The following is a 25,638-nucleotide window of genomic DNA, read 5'->3' on the forward strand; positions in this document are numbered from 1 at the left end:
CGGTCGACGGCACGCTACAAGGTTGCGTTTCCGTTCGTCCACTCCTTTTAGGTCATGTGCGGGTCGCCCAGGTAGGGGAACCGGTCGAGGGTGTCGGTGTGCGGGCTGAGCCCGGTGGGTGGCGCCTCGTTCTTGGTGAGGAAGGCGACGCGGATGTCGATGACGTCCTCGGTGAAGGTCCGGCCGTTGGGATAGAAGGCGGGTTTGGCCGGGTCGAAGTGGAGGACGTCGGGCAGGATGCCGTGGTCGTCGAGCGCGGCACGGGCCTCTTCGGGGCTGTAGCCGCCGGTGTGCCCGAGGAGGTGGACGAACTGGTCGGTCCAGCGGTCGCGGTCGTTGGCCGGCTCGCCGGCGTTGTACTCCTCCTTGGTGTCGTCGGTGTTGAAGAAGCTGCTGACGGAGGGGTGTCCGGCGCGGTCGGCGTGGACGAGCCGGCCGTCGCGGCGGACGCTGCAGCGGCCCCAGATGCGGAGCGTGGGATTGGGCCGCAGGGCGGCGGTGGGCAGTTCGACGGCCATGGAGAAGACGTTGGCGGTGGTGTTGGAGTCGACGCCCGTCCATGGTGATCGGTCGCCGAGGTGGGGGGCGGTGAAGTTGCGGTTGCCGCTGGTGTCGAAGAGATTCTTGATTCCGTCGAAGTCGAAGAAGAAGGCGTCGCTGCGGCTGCCCGCGGCGACGGTGTAGGCGCCGCTGTCGATGACGTTGGCGTGGGGGCCGAAGGAGACGGCGGCGTCGGTGACGATCTCGGTGCCGGCCGGTTCGGGGTCGCGGGCGTCGTCGCCGGTGGCCATGCGGAGGGTGTAGGTCTGGGAGCCGTCGGGTGCGGGCGGGCTGTAGACCCAGCTGAAGGCGATGTCCGTGAGCAGGTCGCCGTCGTTGTCGATGTTGATGCGGTAGACGGCGTCGGGGTGGAGCGCGTCGGCGTTGGGGTTGGCGTTGAGGATGATGACGGTGCGGCTCGGATCGCTGGGCGCGGTGAAGGCGTAGAGGTCGCAGAGGTCGAGACGCTGGTCGCCGAGAGGCGGGCCGAGGCTGAGGCCGGTGAAGTGGTTGGACATGTTTCCGCAGGTTAAGCGGCAGATAGTCGGTTGGCGTGTCGCCTCGCGGTGTCTTGCCCAAGGCAGGGCGACGGCGTCGGCGAAGCATGACGGCGAGGTCAGAAGCCTTGGCGGCGCACCCACGACCGTCGTCAGGGCGCTCCACGACGCCGGAAGGGCCCTGGTCAGGAACCGGAGCTGAGCCGGAACGCCGTCGGGGTCCGGCCCGTGTGCCGGCGGAAGAACTTCGTGAACACCGTGGCCTCGGGGAACCCCAGCCGCAACCCGATCACGCCGGCGGGCAGGTCGGTGTGCACGAGCAGGCGCTTGGCCTCCAGCAGCACGCGGTCGTCGATGTAGCCCTTGGCCCCGACGCCCGCCCCCGCCCGGCTGGCCCTGGTCAGGGTGCGGACGCTGTAGCCGAGCCCGGCGGCGTAGTCCTCCACGCGGTGGCTGCGGGTGAAGTCGCGCTCGACGGCCGACTGGAAGCGCAGGAACGCCTCCCCTCCCGCGACCGGCTCGCCGTCGGCGCCGTGTATGTCCGCCAGGCGCACCACGAGCGCGGCGAGCAGGTGCCGCAGCACCTCCACGTGGCCGTCCCGCCCGTCCCAGGCTGTGTACTCGTGTTCCAGCAGGTCGAGCAGCCGCCGCAGGCTGCCGCGCTCCGCGTCCGTCGGAACCGAGGCCGGCCGCCACACGCCGAGGTCCGCGCCGGCCCGCTCGGCCGTGGCCCGGTCGAGGAAACCGGGCAGGAACAGCACGATCCGCCCTTCGGCGGCGTCCAGCGGGGAGTCGTACCGCTGGACCTGTCCCGGCCGCACCCACAACCAGTCGCCGGGGCCCAGCACGTGGTCGGCGAAGTCGAGCGAGCAACGCAGCGTCCCCGACCGCAACGCGATCAGCACGTGGAAGCCGGGCCGCCTGAGCGAATAGGGGTCGACGCCGTGCCCGAACGCCCTGGCCAGCAGCCCGGGGAAGTCGAGCACCTCCACGCCCGGCGGCACGCCGACCCCGGCGCGGTAGGGCAGCGTGACGATCGGAGCGTGTCCGTTTCTGACCATCGGCTGTCTCCAACCCTCCAGCTGCCAGACGACGAACCACACTAACGTCGACGACGGCAGACCGAAAATGGCGATGAGTGGTGATCGTGCGGCTGATCGTCGGCAGCACCGGGGCGGTGGGCGCGGTGTTCGGCGGCCGCCTGCTCCGGATGACGGCCGAGATGATCCTCAATGCCCCCGAGATGCCCTGGATCCCGCTCGACCTCGGCCCGGAAAGGGACCACGATTCATGAACCGAACCTCGCTGGTGCTGGGAGGCGGCGGGCCGGTCGGCGCGTCGTGGACCGCGACGCTGCTGACCGAGCTGATCTCCACCGGGGTGCCGCTGGCCGAAGCCCAGGAGGTGCTGGGCACCTCGGCCGGAGCGGTCGTGGGCTCCTGGTTGACGATGTCTCCCGAAGGGCTGACCGAGGTCCCCGGCAGGATGCGCGAGCGGGCCGCCTGGCACGCCAGAGCCGCCCAGGCAGGACAGGGCGACCGGACGCTGCTGCGGCGCATGGCCGCCACACAGGGGAAGGACCCGCAGGCCGTCGGCCGGGCCGCACTCGCCGCGATGCCGCCGATCACGGCCGAGCAGGCGGAGAAGTCGTGGCAGGCCGCCCTGCCCGAAGGGCCGTGGCCCGGCCGCCTCGGCGTCGTCGCCGTCGACGCGAACACGGGAACCGCACGCCGCTGGACGGCCCACGACGGCATCCCGCTGCCCGTCGCGGTGGCGTGTTCCACCGCCGCGCCCGGCGCCGCGCCCCCGGTCGCGGTCGGGGCGTCCGTGTGGGTGGACGGGGGCGTCCGGTCGGGCACCAACGCCGACCTGCTCGCCGGTGACGCCCCCGGCCGGGTGCTGGTCGTGGCTCCCCTCAGGTCCCCGGCCCTCGCGCGTGAGGAGGCGATCCTCACCGGACACGGCCACGACGTCCGTCTCGTCGTCTCCGACCGCGTCATCACCGGACCCGCCGACGCGCTCGACGCGAACCTCATCGACGCCGCGCTCGCGGCGGGCACGAAGCAGGCGGCCGAACTCGCCGGTGAGCTGGCCCGGTGGTGGCGGAGCTGACGCCTCCGCCGGAGTCCCGTCTCCCAGGCAGACAATCGACGTGCTCGGAATCGCGATGGGTGAAAGTGGCATCTGATGTGCCGAGCGGAACGCCTGCCGGATCGCGGCGCGGGTCAAGCTACCACCACTTGCGTTCCTGCGCCTTGGCGGTGCCGTGGGTGCGGTCCAGGGCGTCGAGGCGGGCCATCGCCTCATCGGACAGTTCGATGTCGAAGATGCGCAGGTTCTGCTCGATCCGCTCGCGGTGGACCGACTTCGGGATCACCGGGATGCGCTTCTGCACGGCCCAGCGGAGCAGGACCTGGGCGGGCGTCCACCCCGTCTCGTCGGCGATGGCCTTGACGGTTTGGTCGCCGAGGAGACGCCCCGTGCCCAGCGGGCTGTAGGCCTCCAGGACGACGCCGGCGCGCTCGCACGCCTCCCACAGTTCGCGCCGGAAGGTGACAGGGCTGAAGCTGACCTGGTTCACCGTGGGCGGCCGGTCGGCGATCGCGGTCACCTCGGCCAACTCGGCCACGTCGAAGTTCGAAACGCCGATCGAGCGGGTGTAGCCCAGCTCCGCCGCGCGTTCCATGCCCGGCCACGCCCGGGTGGGACCGCCCTGCGGCCAGTGGACCAGGTAAAGGTCGACATAGTCGGTGCCAAGCCGGCGCAGGCTCTGCTCAGCGGCGCGCACCGGATCGGAGCCACCCGGATGGAACTTGGTCGTGATGAACACCTCCGCGCGGTCCAGTCCGCTCTCCCGCAGCGCTTTCCCGACGCTCGTCTCATTCCCGTACGCCTGAGCTGTGTCGATGTGGCGATAACCCGCATCGAGCGCCCACCTGACGGCGTCGACGCAGGCCCGCCCGTCGGGGACCTGCCACACCCCCAGCCCCACCAGCGGCAGGCTGCCGCCGTCCGCCAACGTCCTGGTCGTTCCGTCCTGCGACATCGCGTCATTCGTCATGCGGCCCAGCCTGGCACCCCTGCGCCGGTGACGCATCAGCCCCCGTCTGCCATGCCTCATCGTGATTTCACGCACCAGCCGGGGATGGCGGATCTCCGCGGAGATCGGGGGCCGTGATCCGGTACCCCACCCCGGGCGTGGTGGTGATGGCCGGGGGTTCGCCGAGTTTGCGGCGGAGGCGGCCGATGGTGACCGTGACGGTGTTGGTCAAGGGGTTGGCGTGTTCGTCCCACACCTGTTCCAGCAGGTCCTCGGCACTGAGGAACGCGGGAGCGGCGCTGAGGAGAGCTTCGAGCAGGGAGAACTCCTTGACCGAAAGGTCCAGGTGGCGGCCGTCGCGGGTGGCGGTGCGGCGCATCGGGTCGAGCTCGATGCCGGCCGCGCGCAGTGTGCGGGGCCGGGCGGTGGGCCGGCGGCGGGCCAGGGAGCGGATGCGCAGCACCAGTTCGGGGAAGTGGAAGGGTTTGGCGAGGTAGTCGTCGGCTCCCAGGGTGAGGCCGCTGACCCGGTCGAGGGGCGCGTCGGCGGCGGTCAGCATCAGGACCATGACGCGGTCGTCGCGTTCAGTGATCATCTGGCAGAGGGTGTCGCCGTGGATGCCTGGCAGGTCACGGTCGAGGACGACCACGTCGTAGGTGTTGAGGTCGAGCTTGGCGGCGGCCACCAGGCCGTCGTGGGCCACGTCCACGGCCATGCCCTGATCGGTCAGGCCTTCGGCGAGTACGGCGGCGAGGGAGCGGGCGTCCTCCACCACGAGCACCCTCATGCCGGAACCCGCGCCGGTACGGCCGCCGGTAGGGAGACGGCCACGCGGAGGCCGCCTTCTGGCCGGGCCCGCAGGTCGAGGGTGCCGCCGTGTGCGGCGGCGACGGCCGCGACGATCGACAGGCCGAGCCCGGAGCCGTTGCCGGAGTCGATGCGGTCGGCGCCGAGTCGCTGGAAGGGCTGCGTCAGCCGGTCGACCTGCTCCTGGTCGAGGATGCGTCCGCCGGTCTCGACGACGAGCTGGGCCGTTGTGCCGTCGACGGTGGTGGCGAGGCGGATCCAGCCGCCTTCGTGGTTGTGGGTGACGGCGTTGTCGACGACGTTGTCGATCATTCGGGTGAGGAGCGTCCTGTTTCCCTGGGTCCACGCGCTGTCGACGGCGCCCGCGGAGTGGACGGTGAGCTGGTTGACGGTGATGTCGCCGGCCCGGGCGTCCACGGCGGCGGTCGCCAGATCGCGGAGCGAGAGCGTCGTGCGGTCGGCCAGGGCGCCGTGCTGGGTGCGGGCGAGCATGAGGAAGTCTTCGAGTAGCCGGTCGACCTGGTCGAGCTCGGTGCGGAGCCGGTCGGCCAGCGCGGCGGTCTGCGGAGGTATCGGTTCCGGCTTGGCCAGGGCCACGTCCAGGCACGCGCGCATGGTGGCCAGCGGGGTACGGAGCTCGTGGGAGGCGTTGGCGACGAACCGGCGTTGCGCGGCGAACGAGTTCTCCAGCCGTTCCAGCAGCTCGTCGATGGTGTCGGCGAGAGCTTTGACCTCGTCGGCCGGGCCGCGGGCGGCCAGCCGCTCGTGGAGGTTGTCGGCGGAGATCCGCCGGGTGGCCGCGGTGATCGTCCGCAGCGGGCGCAGCACCCGGCCCGCGATGACCCGGCCCAGGACCACCGACACCACGGCCATGACGCCGAGCGCCAGCGCCGCGCCGATCAGGAGCCGGCGTGACTGAGCCGCGTGGACGTCCGACAACTGGGCCTGGAGCCACGCGATGCGATCGGTGGCCGCGGCGAGCGTGGCCGGCTCGACCGGCGGGCTACCAGGGGGTGCGAATCGGCTGACCCTCGTCCCTCCGAGGCCCACGAGGGTGGTGATGGCCAGCAGTCCGACGGCGGACAGCAGGAACATGGCACCGTACAGGACGGTGAAGCGCAGTCGTACGGTGCGTCGTCGCCACTTTCGCATGGGTTCCAGGATGCCGTGCCGGACCTAACAGCGATGTGACGGCCTCTGTTCGGCCCGTGTTAGGGGCGGCTCCGTACAACTCGATCACATGCGAGCAACCATCGAAGTCAGCGGGCTGCGCAAGCGGTTCGGCCCGACCCTGGCACTGGACGACATGACCTTCACCGTGCTGCCCGGCCAGGTCACCGGGTTCGTCGGCCCCAACGGGGCGGGCAAGTCCACCACGATGCGGGTGATCCTCGGCCTGGACGCGGCCGACGAGGGCCGGGCGCTGATCGGCGGACGGCCGTACACCAGCCTGCGCAACCCGCTCACCCACGTCGGCGCGTTGCTCGACGCCGGCGCGCTACAGCCCAGCCGCACCGCGCGCAACCATCTGCTGTGGCTGGCCCACTCCCAGGGCCTGGACGGCCGGCGGGTCGACGAGGTGCTCCGGCAGGTCGGGATGCAGTCCGCCGCCCGGCGCAGGGCGGGCGGCTTCTCGCTGGGCATGCGCCAGCGGCTCGGTGTCGCGGCCGCGTTGCTCGGTGACCCGCCGGTGCTCATGCTGGACGAGCCGGTCAACGGCCTGGATCCCGAGGGTGTCGTGTGGATGCGCGGCTTGTTGCGGTCGCTGGCCGGTGAGGGGCGGGCCGTGCTGGTCTCCAGCCATCTGATGAGCGAACTCGAGGACACCGCCGACCATCTCGTGGTGGTGGGCAAGGGCCGCGTCATCGCCGACACCAGCGTGGCCGACCTGATCACGACCGCCTCCCGCGGCCAGGTCACACTGCGTACAACCGCCCGTTCGGAGGCGATGAGCGTGCTGGGGCACGCCGGCGCCACGACGGCCGTGACCGATCGCGACACGATCGTCGTCTCAAGGCTGCCCTCGGAGCGCATCGTGGCGGTACTCACCGCCAACGGGGTGCCGTTCTCCGAGGTGGCAACGCACCGGGTGACGCTGGAGCAGGCATACCTGGATCTCACCGCCGATGCGGTCGAATACCGGGGAACGGCGCGATGAGCGCCGCTTTCTCGCGACCGCGGGCCGGAGGCGGGGGCTTCGGGCAGTTGCTTCGCGCCGAGTGGATCAAGTTCAAGTCGGTACGCGGCTGGGTGGCCGCCATGGCCGCAGCGGCGCTGGTCGCCGTGCTGCTGGGGGTGCTGTCCGCGTCCGGTGACCACGCCTCGTGCAGCTCTGGTCCGGTCGAGGTCGCCTGTCCCCCGCCCGTGGTGGGTCCGGGGGGCGAAGCGGTGGACGACAAGTTCTACTTCGTGCACCGGCCGCTGGCCGGGGATGGCGGCATCACCGTCCGCCTCACCTCCATGACCGGCCAGATCCGTAAGCCCGACGTGACCCCGGGGCAGCGCAACGTGGTCGCCGGGGTCGTGCCATGGGCGAAGGCCGGAGTCATGATCAAGGAGAGCGTCGAGCAGGGCTCCGCCTACGCGGCGGTGATGATGACCGGTGAGCACGGGGTGCGGATGCAGCACAACTTCACCCATGACGTGGCGGGCCGGCCGGGCGGCGTCTCCCGGGAGTCGCCGCGCTGGCTCCGGCTGACCCGCTCCGGCGACATCCTCACCGGGTACGAATCCGCCGACGGAACGACGTGGACCCAGATCGGCACCGCAACCCTGGCCGGCCTACCGCAGACCGTCCAGATCGGGATGTTCGCCACCTCCCCGGGAGACCTCACGGTCACGCGGGGAGATGTCGGCGGGTCCGTCGCGGCGGTCCGCTTCACCGAGGCCACCGGCGAGTTCGACCAGGTCGACCTTCAGGGCGACGCGTCCGGCGCGTGGCGCGACGACGACATCGGCGTCACCGTCGCACCCGACGGGTCCGAGCACCACCCGGGCCGCGCCGGCCAGTCCGGCGGCGTCTTCTCCGTCACCGGCGTCGGCGACATCGCGCCGACCATCGAGGGCCCGACCCCCGAACGACCCCTCAGCAGCGCACTGACCGGGCTGATCCTGGTGATCGTGGTGGCTGTCATGTTCATCACCGCCGAGTACCGGCACGGCCTGATCCGCACGACCCTGCTGGCCGGCCCGCGTCGCGGCCGGACGCTGGCGGCCAAGGCGCTGGTGCTCGGCGTGGTCACCTTCGCCGTCGCGCTGCCCGCCACCGCGATCACGTTCACGGTCGGCGGCCGGATTCTGCGCGACAACGGCAACGCCGTCCTCCCGGTGTCCCTGCTCACCCAGGTACGCGTCGTGGTCGGCATGGCGGCGCTGTTCGCGCTGGCCGGCGTGCTCGCCCTCGCCCTGGGCGCGCTGCTGCGGCGTAGCGTCGCGGCGGTCGTCACCGCCATCGCGCTGATCGTTGTCCCGCACGTCATCGCCACCACCTCGGTCCTGCCCGACAGCGCCGCGCAATGGCTGCTGCGCCTCACTCCGGCGGCCGGCTTCGCCGTGCGGCAGAGCATCCCGCAGTACGCGCACGTGCTCGGCCACTACGCGCCCATCGCCGGGTTCTACCCGCTGTCGCCGTGGGCCGGTCTGGCCGTGCCGGCCGGCTATATCGCGCTCATCCTCGGCTTGGCCGTCCTGCGACTCCGTCGGAGGGACGCATGAGACGTCCCCATCGGGACCTGACCCGGTGTGGCGGGAGGACGGCATGAGGGAGCACCTGCATGCGGAGTGGACGAAACTCCGTACCCTGGCCGGCGTCGGCTGGCTGCTGCTCGCGATGGTGGTGCTGACCGTCGCCGTCAGCGTCGCGGCCTCCGCCGTCGTGTCCTGTGCCCCCCAGGGCTGCGGCCACGACCCCGCCAAGATCAGTCTTTTCGGGGTCCAGGTGAGCCAGGCGGTCGTCGCCGTCCTGGCCGTCCTGGTGATCACCGATGAATACGGCACCGGCATGATCCGCCTCACCCTGACCGCCATGCCGCACCGGACCGGCGTCCTGGCCGCCAAGGCGATCATTGTGGCCGGTTTGACGCTGATCACCGGGAGCGTCGCCGTGCTCGCCTCCGCGCTGGCCGCGCGGGGCGTCCTGCTCGGCAACGGTTTCGCCGCCGGAACGCTCAACCTCATCAGCGGTCCCATGGTGCGCGCCGCCGTCGGCTCGGTCCTCTATCTGGCGCTGATCGCAATGTTCAGCCTCGGGATCGCCACCGCCGTCCGAGACTCCGCCACCGCCATCGGGGTCGTGCTCGGATTGCTCTACCTCTTCCCCGCCCTCATCCTCATGATCGCCGACGATGGCTGGCAGCGGCTTCTCTGGCGGCTGTCTCCGATGAACGCCGGGCTCGCCGTCCAGGCCACCACCGACCTCGCCGGCCTTCCCCTCAGCCCATGGGCCGGCCTGAGCGTACTCGCGGCGTGGGCCACCGCGGCGCTCCTGGGCGGCGGGCTGCTCCTAAGGATGCGCGACGCGTAGCCGCCGGCCCGCCTGTCGGTGATGCCATGTCGAGAGCGGCGGCACCGGTCCGCTGGGCGCGACCGTCCCCAACCGCTGGGGGTACGCCTACGTGAACGTCCCGTCCGGAGTCCCCAGCCTTGCCCACCAGGCTGGAAGCTGGACGGCGGGCTTCAACGTCAGCGTGACCCCGGGCGTGCCCGGGGAGACGATCGTCCGGTTCCCGCAGCTCGCCGGGCCAGGCGGGGTCGTGCACGTCACGGCCGTCCACGACGGGCCGGTCGTCTGCCAGGCCGCCAAGTGGATGCCGGTCGGGCCGGACATGATCGTGTTCGTGCGGTGCCACCAGTTCGGCGGCAGCCCGCTGACGGTGCCGTTCACGGTCACCTACTTCGAGAGCACCGGCGTCATGGGCGGCCCGGCCACGGCGGCGTTCGGGTACGTCCACTACAACTCCGGCATCGTCACCCAGTACAACTCGGCCGGCGCGGGCAACATCGTCGCCGTGCTCGGCGTCGGCTGGTACAAGGTCACGCTGCCGGGGCTCGGCTCTGCGGCCCCGGCGGGCAACCTGCAGGTGACGGCGGTGAACGACCTGGCGCCGGCCCGGTGCAAGGTGTCCATGTGGGCGCCGGGGGCCGGGGCGCAGCAGGCCGAGGTGCGCTGCTTCAACGCGGCCAACACGCCGCAGAACTCCGGTTTCTCGCTCACCTACCAGCGGGAGCGCAACATCAACGGGCGGTGGGTGCCGCCGAAGGCGTTCGCGTACACCTTCGACCACACCCCGTCGAATCCGGGCCCGTACGCGCCCACCCCGGTGGGCGTCAACTACAACTCGCAGGGCGCGGTCAACACCGTGCAGAGCTCCGGGGTGGGGCTGCGCATGATCACCTTCCCGAAGGTCGGGTATCCGATCGACCACGTGCAGGTGACGGCGTTCGGCAACTCGCCGGAGTACTGCAACCTGGAGATGCCGTGGAACACCTTCGGCGGGATCGCCACGGTGCGCAACGTGGTCTGCTGGAACGCCACGACGCGGCTCGACCGGGCCTCGTTCGTGTCGTACACCTCGACGGCGTGACCTAGAGGGCGGGGCGAGCCGGGCTCGTCCCGCCCTCCTGACGCAGGCGTTCGGCGAGCAGGGCGCGCAGTTCCAGGTCCTCGCTGATCGCGGCGACCCCGCCCCGGTCGCTGTGGCGGCGGTCGTCGGCCAGGACCGCCCTGATGATCGCCAGATGGCCTCTGGACAACTCGCCCACGCCGGTGAGGGCCCGGGCGGCGGCCGGCGCGACGGCACTCGGGCGGCCTTCGAGCAGGTCGGAGACGGGCCGCATCAGGACGTGAACGCCCTCTCCCGTGATCTTGAGGAGGGCGTGGGCGGCCTCGTGGGCCGTCCAGTCGTCCCCGGAGCCGGCCAGCAGCCGCAGCGTCGGGACGTGGGCGGCCGCGTGCGGGCCCAGGTCGCCGAGGCGCCGGGCGACGTGATGGTTGTCGCCCAGGCGGGGGCCGAGGACGCGCAGGGCGGGCCCGGGATCACCGGTCACCCGGAAGTGCGCCCAGGCGATCTCGACGGCCACCTGCCCCTCATCCGCGCCGAGGAGCCGTTCCAGCGGGGGGACGGCCTCTGCGGCGCCAGGGCCGATCTCGCCCAGCGCGCGGGCGGCCAGGCCCCGGTCGTCGTGGTCGAGAAGCGCGGTCAGCTCCGGCACGACCCGGGCCACGTCGGCGGTTCGCGTTTCGGCCCATGTGGCGAGGATCTCCAGCAGGGCCCGCCGGAAGGCGCCGGCGGAGCCGGCACTCAGGTGCGGGGCGATCACCGGGACCAGGGAGCCGGCCCAGGGCGCGCACGGCCTCAGCAACTCCCCGAGCGACGGCTCGCGGGGCCAGAAGCCGACCCGCCCGCCGCGCACCGTGTGGAACGGGAAGCCCGTCTTCCGCCCGGTGAGCAGCCTGGCCAGAGGGGGGACGGCGCGGTCGTCGCCGGACCAGGCCAGGCCCCACACGGCGACGTACGCCGCCGGCCCCTCGAGGTGGGCGGCCATGAGATCGGCGTCGGGGGCGTCCTCGCGCCGGGCGTGCGCGGCGAGGATCGCCAGGGCACGAGCCGGATCGTCGAGGCCGCCGACGCACCCGCGCAGCGCGGTGAGCAGGCCGGGCACGCGCCTGCGGGTGAGCGTGTCGCCCGCCGCGCTCACCGCTGCGGCCCGCAGGCGCTGGTCGGGGGAGGCGAGCAGGGCGAGGCGGACCGCGTCGCCGCCCGGCCCGTCCAGGCCGAGCAGCACGGTTCGGGCCACGTCGGCGGGGTCGTTGGCGGCGAAGGCGCTGTGCGGAAGCGCGACGGGCCCGGCGGTGAGCCCCGCGAGGATCGGAGCGGGGCGGATCGGGCGGCCGGGGAGCGCTTTGGCCAGGGCGAGCGCCGCGTACATCGCGTGGTGGACGTCGGCGCCGTCCGCCTGCTCGCGGAGGAAGACCAGGGTCTCGGGCAGGACCGCCGCCGAGAGGCGCCCGGCGAGGTGGCCGAGGGCGAGCAGCGTGTCGGTCCGGACCGACACGTCGGGGTCGGGCCACCCCGCGAGCAGCGCGCGGGCCACCTCGTCGGGGTCGTCGCCGTCGTCGCCGAGTGTCCGGATCGCCGCCGCGCGGACGGCCGGGTTCTCGTCGGCGAGCAGGGCGAGCAGGCCCGGGCGGGCCCGCGTCCAGGCCCGGGGCCACTCGGGGGCCAGCCAGCGGGGAGCGACCTCCGCCGCCGTGGCCGCCAGGAGCGCGATGATCTCCAGCACCGCCGGACGGCACGGCACACGCGGCGACCCGGCGGCCTCCACGAGGAACGGCAGGATCGCCGGGGCGGCCGTGCAGACGAAACCGCCCTGGTGGAAGAGCTCGTTGAGGAGCTCGTCGGCCGCGGCGAACGCCTCCTCTTCGACGAGCAGGGAGCGCACGAGGGCGGGCACGTCGCAGTCGCCGTTGTAGGCGTAGGTGAGCTCGCCCCACGGGATGTCGTCGAGGCCGTCGAAGATCATCCCAGGAGGATATATTACGGACTGATTCTGGCAGAATTGCGCAATCTTGTTAGCGAATTGCATGTATATGCTGCCGACATGATGATCACAGCTATTCGAGGCCGCCGGCCCCGGACGACCGTGTACCTGCTGTTACTCGGTCTGCTGGGCTGGACGGTCACGACCGGCCCGGCGGACGCCGAACCGGCCCCCTCGCCGAAGATCGCGGCCGAGGTCCGGGCGGAGGCGGCGGACGGAGGCGAGACCTCCTTCTGGGTCCGGTTCGCGCGAAAGGCCGATCTCAGCGCCGCGACCGGACCCGTGGACGTCATCGACGCCCGCAAGGCCGTCGCCACCTCCTCCCAGAAGGACGTCCTGGCGCTGGCCGAGGCCGCCGGCGCCGACCACACCGCGTTCTGGATCTCCAACACCGTCCTGGTCACGGGCGACCGGGCCCTCATCGACCGGATCGCCGCCCGCCCCGAGGTGACCGCGATCGAGCCCGACGAGCCGATCGAGCTGCACACCGCCGTCGCCCGGCGGGCCGGGGCCATGGCAGGTGTCGAGTGGAACGTCGAGAAGATCCGCGCCGACGACGTCTGGAGCGGCTACGGCACCAAGGGCGAGGGCATCGTCGTCGCCGGCATCGACACCGGCGTGCAGTGGAACCACCCCGCGCTGGTCGGCTCCTACCGCGGTGGCGCGGCCGGGAACCACGACTACAACTGGTACAACCCCGAGGGGGGCTGCCCGTCGTCCGCGCCGTGCGACGTCAACGGGCACGGCACCCACACGATGGGCACCATGGTCGGCGACGACGGCGTCAACCAGGTCGGCGTCGCCCCGGGCGTGAAGTGGATCGCCGCCAAGGCGTGCCCGTCGACCACCTGCACCGCCGCCTCGCTGCTGCTGGCCGGGCAGTGGATGCTCGCGCCGACCGACGCCTCGGGCAACAACCCCCGGCCCGACCTGGCGCCCGACGTGATCAACAACTCGTGGGGCGGCATGGGCTACTCGGAGTGGTACTCCGACGTCGTCTACTCGTGGACGCAGGCCGGCATCTTCCCCGCGTTCTCCATCGGCAACGACGGCCCCGGGTGTGAGACCGGCAGTTCGCCCGGCGCCCAGCTCGGCGCGTACGCGACCGGCGCGTTCGACGCGAACGACGTCATCGCGCCCTTCTCCAGCCGGGGTTCGGGCATGTCGTGGTTCAAGCCCGACCTCGCCGCGCCCGGCGTCGACGTGCGCTCCTCGGTGCCCGGCGGCGGCTACGGCGTGGCCAGCGGCACGTCGATGGCCTCCCCGCACACGGCGGCCACGGTCGCGCTCATCTGGTCGGAGGTGCCCAGGCTGCGCGGCATGGTCGACCTGACGAGGACCGTCCTGAACGACAGCGCGGTGCCGATGCCCGACACCTCGTGCGCCTCGGCCGGCGACGTGAACGCCGCCTGGGGCAACGGGAGGCTGGACGCGTACGCGGCCGTCCAGCTCGCCCTGGCGAACCCGGTCGCGCCGGGCACGGAGCTGCCGCTGGCCGTGGGCTACAACGTGGGCCTGCCCGGCACACCCGACCACTGGGGCTACATGACGGTCGACGGCGACCCGGCGACGTACTGGGAGGTGCCCTCCGACCGGGTGTTCGCCAACATCAACCTGGCCTTCACCGGCGGGCGGCGCACCTTCGACAAGGTGACCGTCACCCTCCCGGCGGGCGAACCGGCCCGCACGCTGCGGTTCGCGGTCCGCGCCGCCTACGAGGGGTTCAGCGACTACTCCACCGTCGTCCCCGAGGCGGACTACCCCTTCAACCCCGCCACGGGCAACAAGGTGACCGTCACCCTGCCGCCCGTCCACGGATGTTGCGTGGCGCTCCAGTTTCCGGCCGGCCCCTGGTCGCCCACGCTGAAGATCGCCGAGATCGAGGCGTTCTCGGCCACCGGCAAGAACGCCGCTCAGGGCCGCCCGGTCACCGCCTCCCACGTGCAGGGCTACGTGCCCGGCAACGCCGTCGACGGCAACACCGCGACGTACTGGGAGAGCAACAACAACGCCTTCCCGCAGACCTACACCGTCGACCTGGGAGCACCGGTCAAGATCCACCAGGCCGAGCTGACCCTGCCGCCCGGCTGGCCGGCCCGCACCCAGACGATCGCCGTCTCGGGCGGCAACGACGGGAGCACCTACGTCCCGATCGTCGCCTCCCGCGCCTACACGTTCGGCGCGTCGCCGGTGACAGTCGGGTTCAACATGACGAACGTCCGGTACGTGCGCCTGACGTTCACCGGCAACACGGCCTGGCCGGCCGCCCAGCTCTCCGAACTGCGCCTGCTCGCGTCCTGACTTCGAGGGCCCGCCCGCGCCGCGGCGGGCGGGTCTCAGGCGATCAGCTCGTCAGGGAGCGCCAGAAGCCGAGGTGGTGGGCGCGGGCGAAGTCGGCGCGCCCGACGCCCTCCGGCCCCGTGGCCAGGCGCTGCACGTGCCCCGCCCGGGTGTCGAACCGCGGCCAGGACGGCAGCCCGCGGCGGTTGGGGTCGCCGTCGTGCGCGAAGCTCGTCCAGTAGCCGACCATCGTGTCGGAGAGGTCCTCCTGCGCGGCCGTGGGAGGCTGCGCGTAGCCGACGTCGAACAGGTAGGGCAGCTCGGCCGTGTGGTACGCCCCGGTCGCGAAGGTCACCCGGGCCGCCTCGGTGAAGAAGGGGGCGTCCCGGTCGGCGAACTCGTACATGTAGGTCGGGACGTACCGGCTGAGGGCACGCGCCGTGTCCAGGATCGGCAAGGCGTACTGGACGTCGGTCATGGCGGCCGACAGCGCTTCTGACGGGGTGTCGTGGTCGTCCAGCGGGTAGCGGGCGAGGACCTTGCCGGCGTCCGCACCGAAGGCGGCCCTGATCTGCTCCCGGTACTGGTCGGCGGTGAGAGCGCAGGGACGCTTCCGGCCGGGCGTGCACAGCATGTGGGTGCGCTCCATGCCCCACACGTGGGCGCGGTACTCGTCACGGGTGGCCCCGATGAGGACGGGCACCCGGTGGAACCGCCCCGTCGCCACCGCCTCGGCGGGATCGACCGGGAGCACGGGGCCGCCGGCCACCGGCCCGGGTTCCCAGGCGGACTCGCCCGGGAAGCCGGCGGCCTCGATCAGCTTCCGGGCCGGCAGTTCGCGCAGGCATGCCGCCACACCGGCCGGGTCCTCGTCACACCCGGTCCTTTCCACGAGCGCCTCGGCACCCGCCACCGCTTCCTCGCGGGTGCGCAGGGGGGTGGCGCAGGAGTTGCTCTGCAGGACCGCTCGGTGGAACAGTCCCTTGGACCCCGGCGCCGCGAGATGGGCGCAGACGCCGGTCGCACCGGCCGACTGCCCGGCGAGTGTCACGTTGGCCGGGTCGCCGCCGAACGCCGCCGCGTTGGCCCGCACCCAGCGCAGCGCGGCCTGCTGGTCCTCGATGCCGAGGTTCCCGGGAGCGGCGGGTGACGGCTCCAGGCCGGGATGGGTCAGGAACCCCAGGGGGCCCAGGCGGTAGTTCACCGTGACCACCACGACGTCGCCCTGCACGGCCATCGTGCGGCCGCCCCAGGTGTCCCCCTGCCCGAGGAAGAAGTGCCCGCCGTGGAGCCACACCACCACCGGCTTCAGCGGCCCGTCCGGATGCTGCGCCGGGGTGGTGACGTTCAGGTAGAGGCAGTCCTCGGCGTCGCTGGGCCGGTCCATCGGCAGCCCTTGCGGCTGGGCACACCCGCGAGCGGGCTTTCTGGCGTCACGCACGCCCTTCCACGGTTCCATCGGCTGCGGTGACCGCCAGCGCAGCGTCCTGTCCACCGGTTCGGCGTAGGGAATGCCCCGGAAGGAGCGGTGGTCGGCGGCGACCGTGCCCCGCACCGCGCCCTGGGCCGTGCGGACCACGGCCGGATCGCCGCCCCGGTCCGTCGTGCCCGCCGCCGCGCCCGAGAGGACGGACGCCAGCCCGGCCACGATCGCGCCGACACCCGCCCAGCACCGCTTCGTGTCGCCCATCCGTGCCTCCTGTGTCGTGTGAACCCGGTACGCGCTCGGCCGCCAGCTTGCTGGCCACATGAGGATCCGGCCAAGAAGGGCACTAGTGCACCGCATCGGGTTAGGCTGCACGGCGTGCCGGTGCACTAGGACGGTCGGGAGATCTCGTGGTGAACGACGACGGCGCGGTACGGGAGCACGCGGAGCCCGCGTCCGCGCGGATCACCGCGGAGCTGCGCCGCCGGATCATCACCGGCGTGCTCGCTCCCGGCGACCGTGTCCCGTCCACCCGGCAGATCGTCCGGGAATGGGGCGTCGCGATGGCCACCGCGTCCAAGGTGCTCGCCGCGCTGCGGAACGAGGGCCTGGTCGAACCCGTGCCCGGCGTCGGCACGGTGGTCACGCCCGGTCGACCGCGCCGGACGGCCCGCCCGGAGGAGCGCCGGATCGCCGGACGGAGCGACGCCGACGTCTTCACCGAGCGCATCGTGCGCACCGCCACCACGATCGCCGACGCCGAAGGCCTGGCCGCCGCCACGATGCGTCGCATCGCCACCGACCTCGACGTGGCGACGATGGCGCTCTATCGCCACGTCCGCGGCAAGAACCATCTCGTGACGCTGATGGCGGACGCCGCGTTCGCCGAAGACCGGCTACCGGCCCGGCCGGGCGGCGACTGGCGCGCCCGGCTGGAACTGGTGTGCCGCGTCCAGTGGGCGATGTACCGGCGGCATCCGTGGCTGGCCCATGTGGTGTCGCTGACCAGGCCGCTGCTGGCGCCGAACGCGATCGCGCACACCGAATGGACGATGCGCGCGGTCTCCGATCAGGGACTCGACCCGCTCACGATGATCCACGTCGCCGCCACGGTGGCCGGATTCGTCCGGGGCACGGCCGTCCACCTGGAGCGGGAGGCCGAGGCCGAGCAGGACACCGGCCTGACCGACGACGAGTGGCTGCGCACCCAGGGGAACGCGCTGGCCGTGGCCATGCGCGCCGGATCCTTCCCGCTCATGGCCGGGCTGCTGGTCCGGGACGACGTGGACCTGTCCCTCGACACCCTCTTCGAGTTCGGGCTCCAGCGCATGCTCGACGGCATCGCACCGCTCTGCTCCGGCAAGCGCCGATGAGGTGGTGCGTGCTCCACCACCAGTGGGCGGCGGGCAGGACGGCCGCGCCGACCTGCGCTCCCACGGCGAGGCCGCCCGCTGATCGACCTCGGCCGGCCTGTGGCGGCTCGCGCCACCTGGGCCGGCCCCCTCGGTGGCCTGCTGGTTCGCCTCTCTAGAACAGGGTCGGGGGAAGACCGGCCGGTCTTCCCCCGACGGGGTCAGTAGGGGTAGTGGACGGGCAGGTCGGTCGTGGTCAGCCAGCGCCGGGTGGTGAACTCCTCCAGGTTGTCGTCGCCGCCCGACCGGCCGCCCAGGCCCGACTGGCCGATCCCGCCGAACGGGACGCCCGCCTCGTCCTGCGGGGTGGCGTCGTTGACGTGGACCATGCCGCCGCGCAACCGGCGGGCCACCGACAGGCCGCGTCGCAGGTCGGCCGTCACGACCGAGTTGACCAGGCCGTATTCGGTGTCGTTGACGACCCGGATCGCCTCCTCCTCGTCGGCCACGACCAGCACGGGCGCGACCGGGGCGAAGATCTCCTCCCGCCAGAGCCGCATGCCCGTGTCGACCGAGGTCACCACGGCGGGCCGGAAGAACGGGGGCTCGCCCGGCCCGCCGGTGAGCACCGACGCGCCGCCTGCCACGGCCTCCGACACCATCTCCGCCGCGCGGGTGAACTGGCGCTCGTTGATCATCGGGCCGAGGCCGACCGCCTCGGTGAACGGGTCGCCGACCTTGATGGCCGCCGCCCGCCGCGTCAGCTCGGCGACGTAGGCCTCGGCGATGCCGGCCTGGACGATGTGGCGTCCGGCCGTGATGCAGGTCTGGCCCTGGTAGTGGAAGCTCGACCAGGCGCCGATCATCGCGGCTTGCTCCAGGTCGGCGTCGTCCAGCACGACCAGGGCGTTGTTGCCGCCCAGTTCCAGCGACACCTTCTTCAGCAGGCCGCCCGCCTGGGCGGCGATGGCACGGCCGACCGTGGTGGAGCCGGTGAAGTGCACCATCGCGGTGTCCGGGTGGGTGACCAGGCGTTCGCCCACCTCCGGGCCGCCCTGCACGATCTGGAGCACGTCGCCGTCGAACAGGTCGGCGAACAACGAGCCGCCGCTCAGCGGCGTCTCCGGGGACGGCTTCAGCACCACCGTGTTGCCCAGGGCGAGCGCGGGTGCGACCACCCGCATGCCCAGGACCAGCGGGAAGTTCCACGGCGTGATCGCGGCGACCACGCCGAGGGGGAGGCGTTCGGCCAGGCTGAAGCGGCCCGCGTGGTTGGAGGGCAGCACCTCGCCGACGGGCCGGGCGGCCAGCGCGGCGGCGGCGTGCAGCTCGCCGACGGCGGCGCCGATCTCGTAGTCGGCCTTGCCGGGGATGCACCCCGTCTCGCGCACGATCAGGTCGCGCACCTGCGCCGCCCTGGCCTCCAGCCGGGCGGCGGCCGTGCGCAGCGCGGCGGCGCGGTCGGTGTAGGGGAGCGCGGCCCAGGCGGGCTGGGCGGCGGCGGCGCGGCCGACCGCGGCGTCGACGTCGGAGACCGTCGACTCGGTCACCGAGCCGAGCGTCTCGCCGGTCGATTTGTCCCTTGAATTCATGTCTGCTCCTCAGGTTGGAGACGCCGGGCGAGCGCGACCGCGCCGGTGACAGGGGGTTCGCTCAGCAGATGGACGGTCAGCCCCGGATGGTCCCGGGTGACCGCGTCGCGGAAGGCCGAGAACAGGTCGGGCTGGCCCGTCATGACCCCGCCCGCCGCGACGACGTCGGTGCCGCCCGCGCCCCGGGCGGCCAGCACGCCGACCAGGTGGGCCAGGCTCTCGGCGCCCGCCCGGATGACGGCGCGCGCGTCGGCCGAACCCCGGGCGGCGGCGGCGAAGACGGCCGGGGCCTTCGGCGCCCAGTGCTCGGCCGTCGGGACGTCGTTGACGCTGCGGGCCAGCCCGACCGCGTCGGGCACCCCGAACGCCTCGATCAGCAGCGCCAGCAGCACGTCGCCGCCGTCGCCGGTGTCGTTCCTGGTCAGCGCGGCCCGCACGGCCTCGCGGACGAGGGCGGGCGCGCTGCCCTCGTCGCCGATGACCCAGCCCCAGCCGCCGGCGAACATCAGCCCGCCGCCGGGCCGGACCGCCACGGCGATCGAGCCGGTGCCGGCGATGACGCCGATGCCCGAGGTCAGCCCGGCCGCCGGGACCAGCAGCGCGGCGTCGTTGGTGACCTCGGCCGGGACCCCGGCCGCCGCCGACAACGCGTGCGACAACTCGGCGCAGTGGTGCTCGTCGTCGCACCCCTGCGCGCCCACGGCGACCGCCGCCAGCACGGTCCCCGCCGGGCGGTGCCGCTCGACCAGGCCGGCGATCCACCGGGCCGCCTGGTCGACGGGCGTGGCCGACCACGTGTCGGTCGGGTCGACCACGTCGGCCAGCACCCGGCCGTCCGGGGTCTCGAACCGCAGGTGGGTCTTGGTGCCGCCGATGTCCAGACCGGCCAGTACCGTCACAGCGCGGCTCCGACCTTCGTGTCGGCGTTGTCGAACACGAACTCCTCGATGTCGACGCCGGCGTCCTCGGCCGTCCGGGCCACGAGCGCCTGGAGCACGAACGCCTCCAGCACCGCCCGCTGGTTCGGCGACACGCCGGGCAGCCGGACCACCTGCAGCGAAGGTCCGGGCTCGACGTCGGCGGAGGTCACCAGGATCACCGGGTGGTTCGCGGCGGCCAGCGTGCGGGCCAGGCTCAGCTCGCGGTCGTCGCCGAACAGCACGTGCACGGTGTCGCCCGCCGACTCCATCGCGCCGTGCAGGTACTGGCGGGTGCTCATCGCGGCGGCCGGCAGCCGGACCGTCTCGCGGAACAGCAGCGCCCCGGCCTCGGCCGACCCGGCGGAGGGCCCGCCGCCCACGAAGTCACCGGCCCGCGAGGCGGCGAACGGCGCCGCCAGCTCCCCGGCCCGTCCGGCCAGGCCGCTCTCCAGGGCGTCGAGGTGGCCGGGCAGCAGCGACCACGTCGGGTCGACGGTCCCGCCGTCCCACGCTTCGGCGATCATCCCGAGGGCGACGACGGTCGCGGTGTAGCCGATCGTCGAGGCGTAGCTGTCGGGGATGCCGCCCAGCGACACGCCGCGCCCGGCCAGGTCGGCGATCGGCGAGGGGGCGGCGTTGGTGACCGCGTACCGCAGATCGGGGTCGACGGTGCCGAGCACGGCCAGCGTCTCGCTGCTGCGCCCGCTCTGCGACACCGCGACCAGCGGGTGCCCGCTGCGCGGGAACGGCAGCGGGTGGTCGCCCGCGCTCAGCCGCCAGGAGTGCACGCCCCGGCTGCGCAGCGTCCAGACCGGCGCGCAGGCGGCGGCGTGGCTGGCCCCGATGGCGACGAAGATCGGGCCGTCTCCCCGGAACCAGCCCTCGGCCTGCCGGACCGTGACGTCCCTGCTCAGCCGCTCGATCGCGGTCCGCAGCGCGGCGACCTGACCGGCCCGCGCGGACGCGAAGGAGATGTGGCCTTCTTTCGGCGTTGACATGCTTTCCCCAGATGTCGATGAGTCACGAATGGCAGTGCGTGGCGCCGCCGGACGCCGGGATGTCCAGCGTCGGGTTGCGGCCGAAGAAGCCGGATGGCTTGAGCTTGAAACCGGTGGTGTCCACCGGCATGACCGGCCAGTCCTCCGGGCGCGGGAAGTGCGTCATGCCGAAGGTGTGCCAGAGCACGATCGGCGCGCCGTCGATGTCGCGGTCGGCGGCCACCCAGGCGGGCATGCCCGCCCCGCCGGGATGCTGGTTGACCAGGTCACCGGCCGGATAGAGCTCGGCGGGGTCGTAGGCGGTGACCCACAGGTGGCCCGAGGCGAACACGGCCCGGCCGTACAGGTCCGACTCGGTGTCGGCCAGCAGGACCGGCATGCCCTCCGGGTGCAGCACGTAGGCGACGTCCTTGCCGAGGCGGTTCTGCACCGCGGGGTTGCCCACGCGCCAGACCCGGCCGCGCCGGCCGTCGGCCAGGCGGGGGGCGTCGCTCTCCCTGCGCAGGCGGGTGACCTGCTGGGTGATGCCGGTGCCGGTCGGGTTCTCCGGGCCGCGCGGCACCGCGACGGCGTCGATCTCCTCGACGTAGTTGGCGGGGCCGTCGACGGCCATCTCCAGGCGGGCGCTGAACAGGTGCTGGTGGTGCGGGGCGCCCAGGCCGGGGGCGACCTCGGTGGCGTAGGCGTAGTCGCCGCCGGGGTTCGGGTGGCCCGAGGTGAACACGACGCCGGTGGCCTTGACCTCCAGCTCGATCGTGCCGTCGAGATAGAGGTACCAGTAGAAGCCGTAGTCGTAGTTGCCGACGGTGACGAAGAACGAGATCACCAGGCGGCGGTTGCGGCGCACCTCGCTGGAGTTGGTGAAGTGGCTGGTGTGCTTCCAGAGCACCCCGGCGTCCTCTTCGTGGATGCAGATCGCCTGGGGGATCACGCGCGGGTGGCCGGCGTTGTCGGCGACCACGGCGTCCAGGTAGGTGATCTCGCCGAGGCAGTCGCAGCCGAGCTTGAGGGAGTTGGCGAAGTTGCCGAGCAGGTACTCGCCGCCGTCGAAGAAGGTCTGGAACCAGCGCTGGGGGCTGGGGTCGGCGTACGGGACGACCATCTCGGCGATGGAGGCGCGGTCGACGACCTTGCGATCGTTGATCGACAGGTCGCGCAGCACCAGGCCCTCGCGCGAGTCGAAGCAGACCTGGACCTTCCAGCCGAGCCAGTCGAGCACGTGGTCGTCGTCGACGGTGAAGCTGGGGCCGTGCGGCTGGGTGATCTCGATCGGCTTGAGGCCCTGCCTGGTCTCGCCGACATAGGAGGCGAGGTGGAAGTTGCCGTCCTCCTGCGGGACGTCCAGGACGGCGTTGTCGAGCACCTCGACGACGGTCTTCTCGATGACGTCCACGTAGGCGACGACGCCGTCGACCGGATGGGCCCAGGGCAGGTCGTGCTCGTCCTTCTGCAGGAAGGTCAGGGTGCGCTGGAGGCGGCGGCCCTTCTCGTCCTCGGTCATCGCCCGGCCGGCCGACAGCGGTTGCACGCGCAGCTTGGACAGGTCGGTCAGGCCGCGGCGGCGCATGGCCGCGAGCCAGCGCTCGTCGGCGTGCACGATCGCCTCGACCATCGCGAACTCCAGCATGACGACCGGCACCTGGCCGTCGACGGCCGGGTCGAGCTCGGTCACCGACACCAGGGCGTCCTCCGACGGGCGGACCACCACGTCGTGGGAGCGGCCGTCGGCCATGTCGACGAGCATCGCCCGCAACTCGCGCGCCCCCGCCGGCCTGCGCTTGTCCTGCTCCTTCAGGCCCAGGTACGACACGTGGGTCGTCTCGTTCAGCAGGCCCTCGCGGACGAGGATCTCGCGCGCCGCCGATATCTCCTCGGCGCGAAGTGTGCTGTGTTCCCTCACGATGACTCCTCTCATGACCAGATTAGTACCATAGGTGTACCACGCCATACCAATAGAGGCGCAGAGATACCGAATAGCTGGATTCGGGCGACCGTAACGGCAGACGGATCTGCCTGTTCATGCCGTTGGCTACAGGTTTGTCGGGATATCCGGCCGAGTTAAACCAGGACTCATCTGGTCTTCTGTGGTTTGCGTACCGGAGGGTGGTTCCGCGATAATGCGAGCGTGAACGCCCCGACGTCGCCGTCGATCCACGCCGATCACCCCGAGCCGCTGTGGATCCAGGCGGTGAACCTCATCAAGGAACAGCTGGGCACCGGCGTGCTCAAGCCCGGCGGCCGGCTGCCCCCCGAGCGCGAGTTGTGCGAACGGCTCGGCATCAGCCGGGTCACCCTGCGCAAGGCGCTGCGCACCCTGGTCGAAGAGGGCATCCTCAGCCCTTCCCACGGCCGGGGCTGGTACGTCGCGCCGAGCGCCGGAGCACCCGCCCGCGAGTGGCCCAACAGCCTGGAGTCGTTCACCGAGACCGCCCGCCAGATGGGCCTGACGCCCAGCTCGACCGTGCTGCGCCACGAGGTGGTGCCGGCCGACCTCGACGAGGCCGAGCAACTGTCCATCGCGCCGGGCACCCCGCTGTTCGTGCTGGAGCGGGTGCGCCTGCTCAACGGCGTGCCGACCGCGCTCGACCTGACCCGCATCCCGGCCGGGCTGGTGCCCGGCTTCGCCGAGCTCGACTTCACCGCCGGTTCCCTCTACGAGCAGATCGCCTCCGTCGGCCTCCACCCGGCCCGCGCCAACGCCACCATCGAGGCCCGCGAGTCCGACGACCACCTCGCCGGTCACCTGCAGCTGGAGGTCGGCAAGCCGGTGCTGGTGATGCGCCAGCTCGTCTACGGCGCCAACGACACCCCGCTGTTCTCCTCGATGGTCTGCTACCGGGGCGACCGCTACCGGCTGCGCACGAGTTTCCAGCGCTGAGCCTTCCACGACTGAGCCTTCCACCACGGGCCCGTTCACTTGCCGATGCCCGCGCTCAGACCCTGGATGAACTGCCGCGAGAAGACCACGAACAGCACGATCAGCGGCACCGCGCCCAGCGTGAGCGCGCCGAGCAGCGCCGGGTAGTCGTTGAGGAACTGCCCCACGAACTGCTGCACGCCGAGCGTCACCGTCTGGTTCTCCTTGCTCGGCGCGAGGATGAGCGGGAACCACAGGTCGTTCCAGATCGGCAACATCGTCACCGACGCCACCGCCGCCAGGCCCGGCCGCACCATCGGCAGCGTGATCGACAGGGTGCGCAGCTCGCCCGCGCCGTCGATGCGCGCGGCCTCCTTCACCGCCGCCGGCACCGCCTTGAAATAGGTCATCAGCAGCGCGATCGCCAGCGGCAGGCTCATCGCCGTGTAGACCAGCACCAGCGCGACCAGCGTGTCCATGAGCTGCCAGGAGATCATCGTCTTGATGATCGGCACGGTGCCGAGGCGGATCGGCAACATGATGCCCAGCACGAAGAAGCCGCCCACGAGCGGCGCGAACCGCACCTTGTACTCCGTCAGCGCGAAGGCGGCCAGTGTCGCCAGCACCAGCGTGGCCACCGTGGCCCCCACCGTGACGATGAGGCTGTTGCCGTAGTTGGTGACGAACTGCCCGCGCGTGAACACCCGCTCGTAGCCGCCGAGGCTGAAGGTCTCGGCGTTCGGCAGGGCGAACGGCTGGCCGAAGATGCCCGGCGTGGTCTTGAACGAGTTGACCACGATCACCAGGATGGGCGCGACCGCGAGCAGCGCGAAGAAGATCAGCAGCGCGTGCGTCACGAGCGACCCGGCGCGGTCTCGGTTGATTCTCACAGTTCGTAACTCCTGAGACGGCGGTGCAGCAGCCCGAAGTAGGCCGCGGTGACGACCAGGATGATCAGGAAGATCACGCTGGCCACGGTCGCGCCCAGGTCGAGGTCGGAGAGTTGCCCGCTCGATCCGAAGAAGGTGCGGTAGAACAGCGTGCCGAGGATGTCGGTGCTGTAGTTGGGCCCGGGGGCCGAGCCGTTCAGGGCGAAGACCAGGTCGAAGCCGTTGAAGGTCCAGATGTACGTCAGGATCGCGATCAGCCCGAACTGCGGCGCGATCAGCGGGAACTTCACCCGCCAGAACGTCGACCAGGCGCCCGACCCCTCGACCCGGGCGGCCTCCAGCACGTCGTTCGGCACGGCCAGCAGGGCGGCGTACAGGAAGATCATGGGGATGCCGACGTACTGCCAGACCGACATCAGCGAGATGGTCGGCAGCGCGGTGCGCTCGTCGCCGAGCAGCGGGAAGTCGACCAGGCCCCACAGCGGGTTGATGATGAGCCGCCACACGAAGCCGACGATCACCACCGACAACGTGGTCGGGATGAACAGCAGCGTCCGGTAGAGGCCCGTCGACCGGCGCAGCCTGCCGGAGGTGAGCAGCGCGGCCAGCAGCAGCCCGAGCGGCACCTCCACGACCAGGTGGATGGCGAAGAACTCCAGGTTGTTGGTCAGCGCGTTCCAGAAGCGCTCGCTGGTCGTCGGGTTGGTGAACAGGTAGACGTAGTTCTCCAGGCCGACGAACCTGGCGACGCCCGAGTCGGTGTCGTACAGGCTGTACCAGATGGAGTTCACCAGCGGGAGCGCCGCGAACACCACGTAGACCGCGAGGGCGGGCAGGGTGAACACGAGGAAGTAGCGGTAGTGGGCCCGGTTCAAGACGTGCCTTTCGGATCGCAGAAGG

22 protein-coding genes are annotated in these 25,638 nt (G+C 72.0%); 9 read left to right on the forward strand and 13 right to left on the reverse strand.

Annotated features, from left to right (window positions below; genetic code table 11):
• Positions 1-47 precede the first annotated feature (47 nt).
• On the reverse strand, positions 48-1,058 hold the full coding sequence (locus GT755_RS32085; RefSeq protein WP_161483305.1) for a DUF4331 family protein: 1,011 nt from the start codon (positions 1,056-1,058) through the stop codon (positions 48-50).
• Between the two features lie 164 nt (positions 1,059-1,222).
• Entirely contained in the window at positions 1,223-2,098 is an 876-nt protein-coding gene (locus GT755_RS32090) for a helix-turn-helix transcriptional regulator (protein ID WP_161483306.1), read from the reverse strand.
• Between the two features lie 77 nt (positions 2,099-2,175).
• Between GT755_RS32090 and GT755_RS32095 the strand changes: the two genes are divergently transcribed.
• Positions 2,176-2,331, forward strand: a complete 156-nt coding sequence (locus tag GT755_RS32095; protein WP_161483307.1) for a hypothetical protein — start codon at positions 2,176-2,178, stop codon at positions 2,329-2,331.
• Complete coding sequence (locus tag GT755_RS32100; RefSeq protein ID WP_161483308.1) at positions 2,328-3,149, forward strand: patatin-like phospholipase family protein; 822 nt, start codon at positions 2,328-2,330, stop codon at positions 3,147-3,149. Before GT755_RS32095 ends, GT755_RS32100 begins: the two co-directional genes overlap by 4 nt.
• Positions 3,150-3,267: 118 nt before the next feature.
• On the opposite strand, the gene GT755_RS32105 is transcribed toward GT755_RS32100, so the two are convergent.
• The 3 genes from GT755_RS32105 to GT755_RS32115 form a co-directional block, all read right to left on the reverse strand.
• Positions 3,268-4,098 carry an aldo/keto reductase gene (locus tag GT755_RS32105; protein WP_235967813.1) on the reverse strand — a complete coding sequence of 277 codons (831 nt, stop codon included), beginning with the start codon at positions 4,096-4,098 and terminating at the stop codon, positions 3,268-3,270.
• A gap of 67 nt (positions 4,099-4,165) precedes the next feature.
• Positions 4,166-4,864, reverse strand: a complete 699-nt coding sequence (locus GT755_RS32110; RefSeq protein WP_202610732.1) for a response regulator transcription factor — start codon at positions 4,862-4,864, stop codon at positions 4,166-4,168.
• Positions 4,861-6,036: a sensor histidine kinase gene (locus tag GT755_RS32115; RefSeq protein ID WP_161483309.1), complete on the reverse strand. Its 1,176-nt coding sequence runs from the start codon at positions 6,034-6,036 to the stop codon at positions 4,861-4,863. The genes GT755_RS32110 and GT755_RS32115 overlap by 4 nt, the downstream gene beginning before the upstream one ends.
• Before the next feature lie 88 nt (positions 6,037-6,124).
• Here GT755_RS32115 and GT755_RS32120 point away from each other — a divergent pair, with 88 nt between their 5' ends.
• The 4 genes from GT755_RS32120 (at position 6,125) to GT755_RS32135 (ending at position 10,466) form a co-directional block, all read left to right on the forward strand.
• On the forward strand, positions 6,125-7,042 hold the full coding sequence (locus GT755_RS32120) for an ATP-binding cassette domain-containing protein (RefSeq protein ID WP_161483310.1): 918 nt from the start codon (positions 6,125-6,127) through the stop codon (positions 7,040-7,042).
• Positions 7,039-8,598 (forward strand): ABC transporter permease subunit, encoded by a 1,560-nt coding sequence (locus GT755_RS32125; protein WP_161483311.1) that lies wholly within the window; start codon positions 7,039-7,041, stop codon positions 8,596-8,598. Before GT755_RS32120 ends, GT755_RS32125 begins: the two co-directional genes overlap by 4 nt.
• Positions 8,599-8,641: 43 nt before the next feature.
• Positions 8,642-9,406, forward strand: coding sequence for an ABC transporter permease (locus GT755_RS32130; RefSeq protein WP_161483312.1), 765 nt, complete (start codon positions 8,642-8,644; stop codon positions 9,404-9,406).
• Positions 9,407-9,497: 91 nt separating this feature from the next.
• On the forward strand, positions 9,498-10,466 hold the full coding sequence (locus GT755_RS32135) for a hypothetical protein (RefSeq protein WP_161483313.1): 969 nt from the start codon (positions 9,498-9,500) through the stop codon (positions 10,464-10,466).
• A 1-nt stretch (position 10,467) separates the two neighbouring features.
• On the opposite strand, the gene GT755_RS32140 is transcribed toward GT755_RS32135, so the two are convergent.
• Entirely contained in the window at positions 10,468-12,405 is a 1,938-nt protein-coding gene (locus GT755_RS32140) for a HEAT repeat domain-containing protein (protein ID WP_161483314.1), read from the reverse strand.
• 78 nt (positions 12,406-12,483) lie between these two features.
• On the opposite strand from GT755_RS32140, the gene GT755_RS32145 reads away from it, so the two are divergent.
• Complete coding sequence (locus GT755_RS32145; RefSeq protein ID WP_161483315.1) at positions 12,484-14,724, forward strand: S8 family serine peptidase; 2,241 nt, start codon at positions 12,484-12,486, stop codon at positions 14,722-14,724.
• A 43-nt stretch (positions 14,725-14,767) separates the two neighbouring features.
• Here the strand turns inward: GT755_RS32145 and GT755_RS32150 are convergent, their stop codons facing one another.
• The gene (locus GT755_RS32150) at positions 14,768-16,393 is read right to left on the reverse strand and encodes a carboxylesterase/lipase family protein (RefSeq protein ID WP_161483316.1); all 1,626 of its coding nucleotides are present in this window, start codon (positions 16,391-16,393) and stop codon (positions 14,768-14,770) included.
• Between the two features lie 146 nt (positions 16,394-16,539).
• On the opposite strand from GT755_RS32150, the gene GT755_RS41425 reads away from it, so the two are divergent.
• Positions 16,540-17,502 carry a TetR/AcrR family transcriptional regulator C-terminal domain-containing protein gene (locus GT755_RS41425; protein ID WP_328794648.1) on the forward strand — a complete coding sequence of 321 codons (963 nt, stop codon included), beginning with the start codon at positions 16,540-16,542 and terminating at the stop codon, positions 17,500-17,502.
• 200 nt (positions 17,503-17,702) lie between these two features.
• Here the strand turns inward: GT755_RS41425 and GT755_RS32160 are convergent, their stop codons facing one another.
• Genes GT755_RS32160 through GT755_RS32175 form a run of 4 tightly spaced genes read right to left on the reverse strand, consistent with a single transcriptional unit; the run spans position 17,703 to position 22,891 of the window.
• A complete protein-coding gene (locus GT755_RS32160) occupies positions 17,703-19,073 on the reverse strand; it encodes an aldehyde dehydrogenase family protein (RefSeq protein WP_161483317.1) in 1,371 nt (456 codons plus the stop codon).
• A complete protein-coding gene (locus GT755_RS32165; RefSeq protein WP_202610733.1) occupies positions 19,070-19,972 on the reverse strand; it encodes a BadF/BadG/BcrA/BcrD ATPase family protein in 903 nt (300 codons plus the stop codon). Before GT755_RS32165 ends, GT755_RS32160 begins: the two co-directional genes overlap by 4 nt.
• Entirely contained in the window at positions 19,969-20,991 is a 1,023-nt protein-coding gene (locus GT755_RS32170; RefSeq protein WP_161483318.1) for an SIS domain-containing protein, read from the reverse strand. The genes GT755_RS32165 and GT755_RS32170 overlap by 4 nt, the downstream gene beginning before the upstream one ends.
• 22 nt (positions 20,992-21,013) lie before the next feature.
• On the reverse strand, positions 21,014-22,891 hold the full coding sequence (locus GT755_RS32175; RefSeq protein ID WP_328794650.1) for a primary-amine oxidase: 1,878 nt from the start codon (positions 22,889-22,891) through the stop codon (positions 21,014-21,016).
• A 225-nt stretch (positions 22,892-23,116) separates the two neighbouring features.
• On the opposite strand from GT755_RS32175, the gene GT755_RS32180 reads away from it, so the two are divergent.
• Positions 23,117-23,869, forward strand: a complete 753-nt coding sequence (locus GT755_RS32180) for a GntR family transcriptional regulator (RefSeq protein ID WP_161483320.1) — start codon at positions 23,117-23,119, stop codon at positions 23,867-23,869.
• Between the two features lie 35 nt (positions 23,870-23,904).
• On the opposite strand, the gene GT755_RS32185 is transcribed toward GT755_RS32180, so the two are convergent.
• Both GT755_RS32185 and GT755_RS32190 read right to left on the reverse strand, forming a co-directional pair.
• Positions 23,905-24,738 (reverse strand): carbohydrate ABC transporter permease, encoded by an 834-nt coding sequence (locus GT755_RS32185; protein WP_202610734.1) that lies wholly within the window; start codon positions 24,736-24,738, stop codon positions 23,905-23,907.
• A complete protein-coding gene (locus GT755_RS32190; protein WP_202610735.1) occupies positions 24,735-25,613 on the reverse strand; it encodes a carbohydrate ABC transporter permease in 879 nt (292 codons plus the stop codon). Before GT755_RS32190 ends, GT755_RS32185 begins: the two co-directional genes overlap by 4 nt.
• Positions 25,614-25,638 lie beyond the last annotated feature (25 nt).

The organism is Herbidospora solisilvae, from assembly GCF_009901565.1.
GTDB lineage: Bacteria > Actinomycetota > Actinomycetes > Streptosporangiales > Streptosporangiaceae > Herbidospora > Herbidospora solisilvae.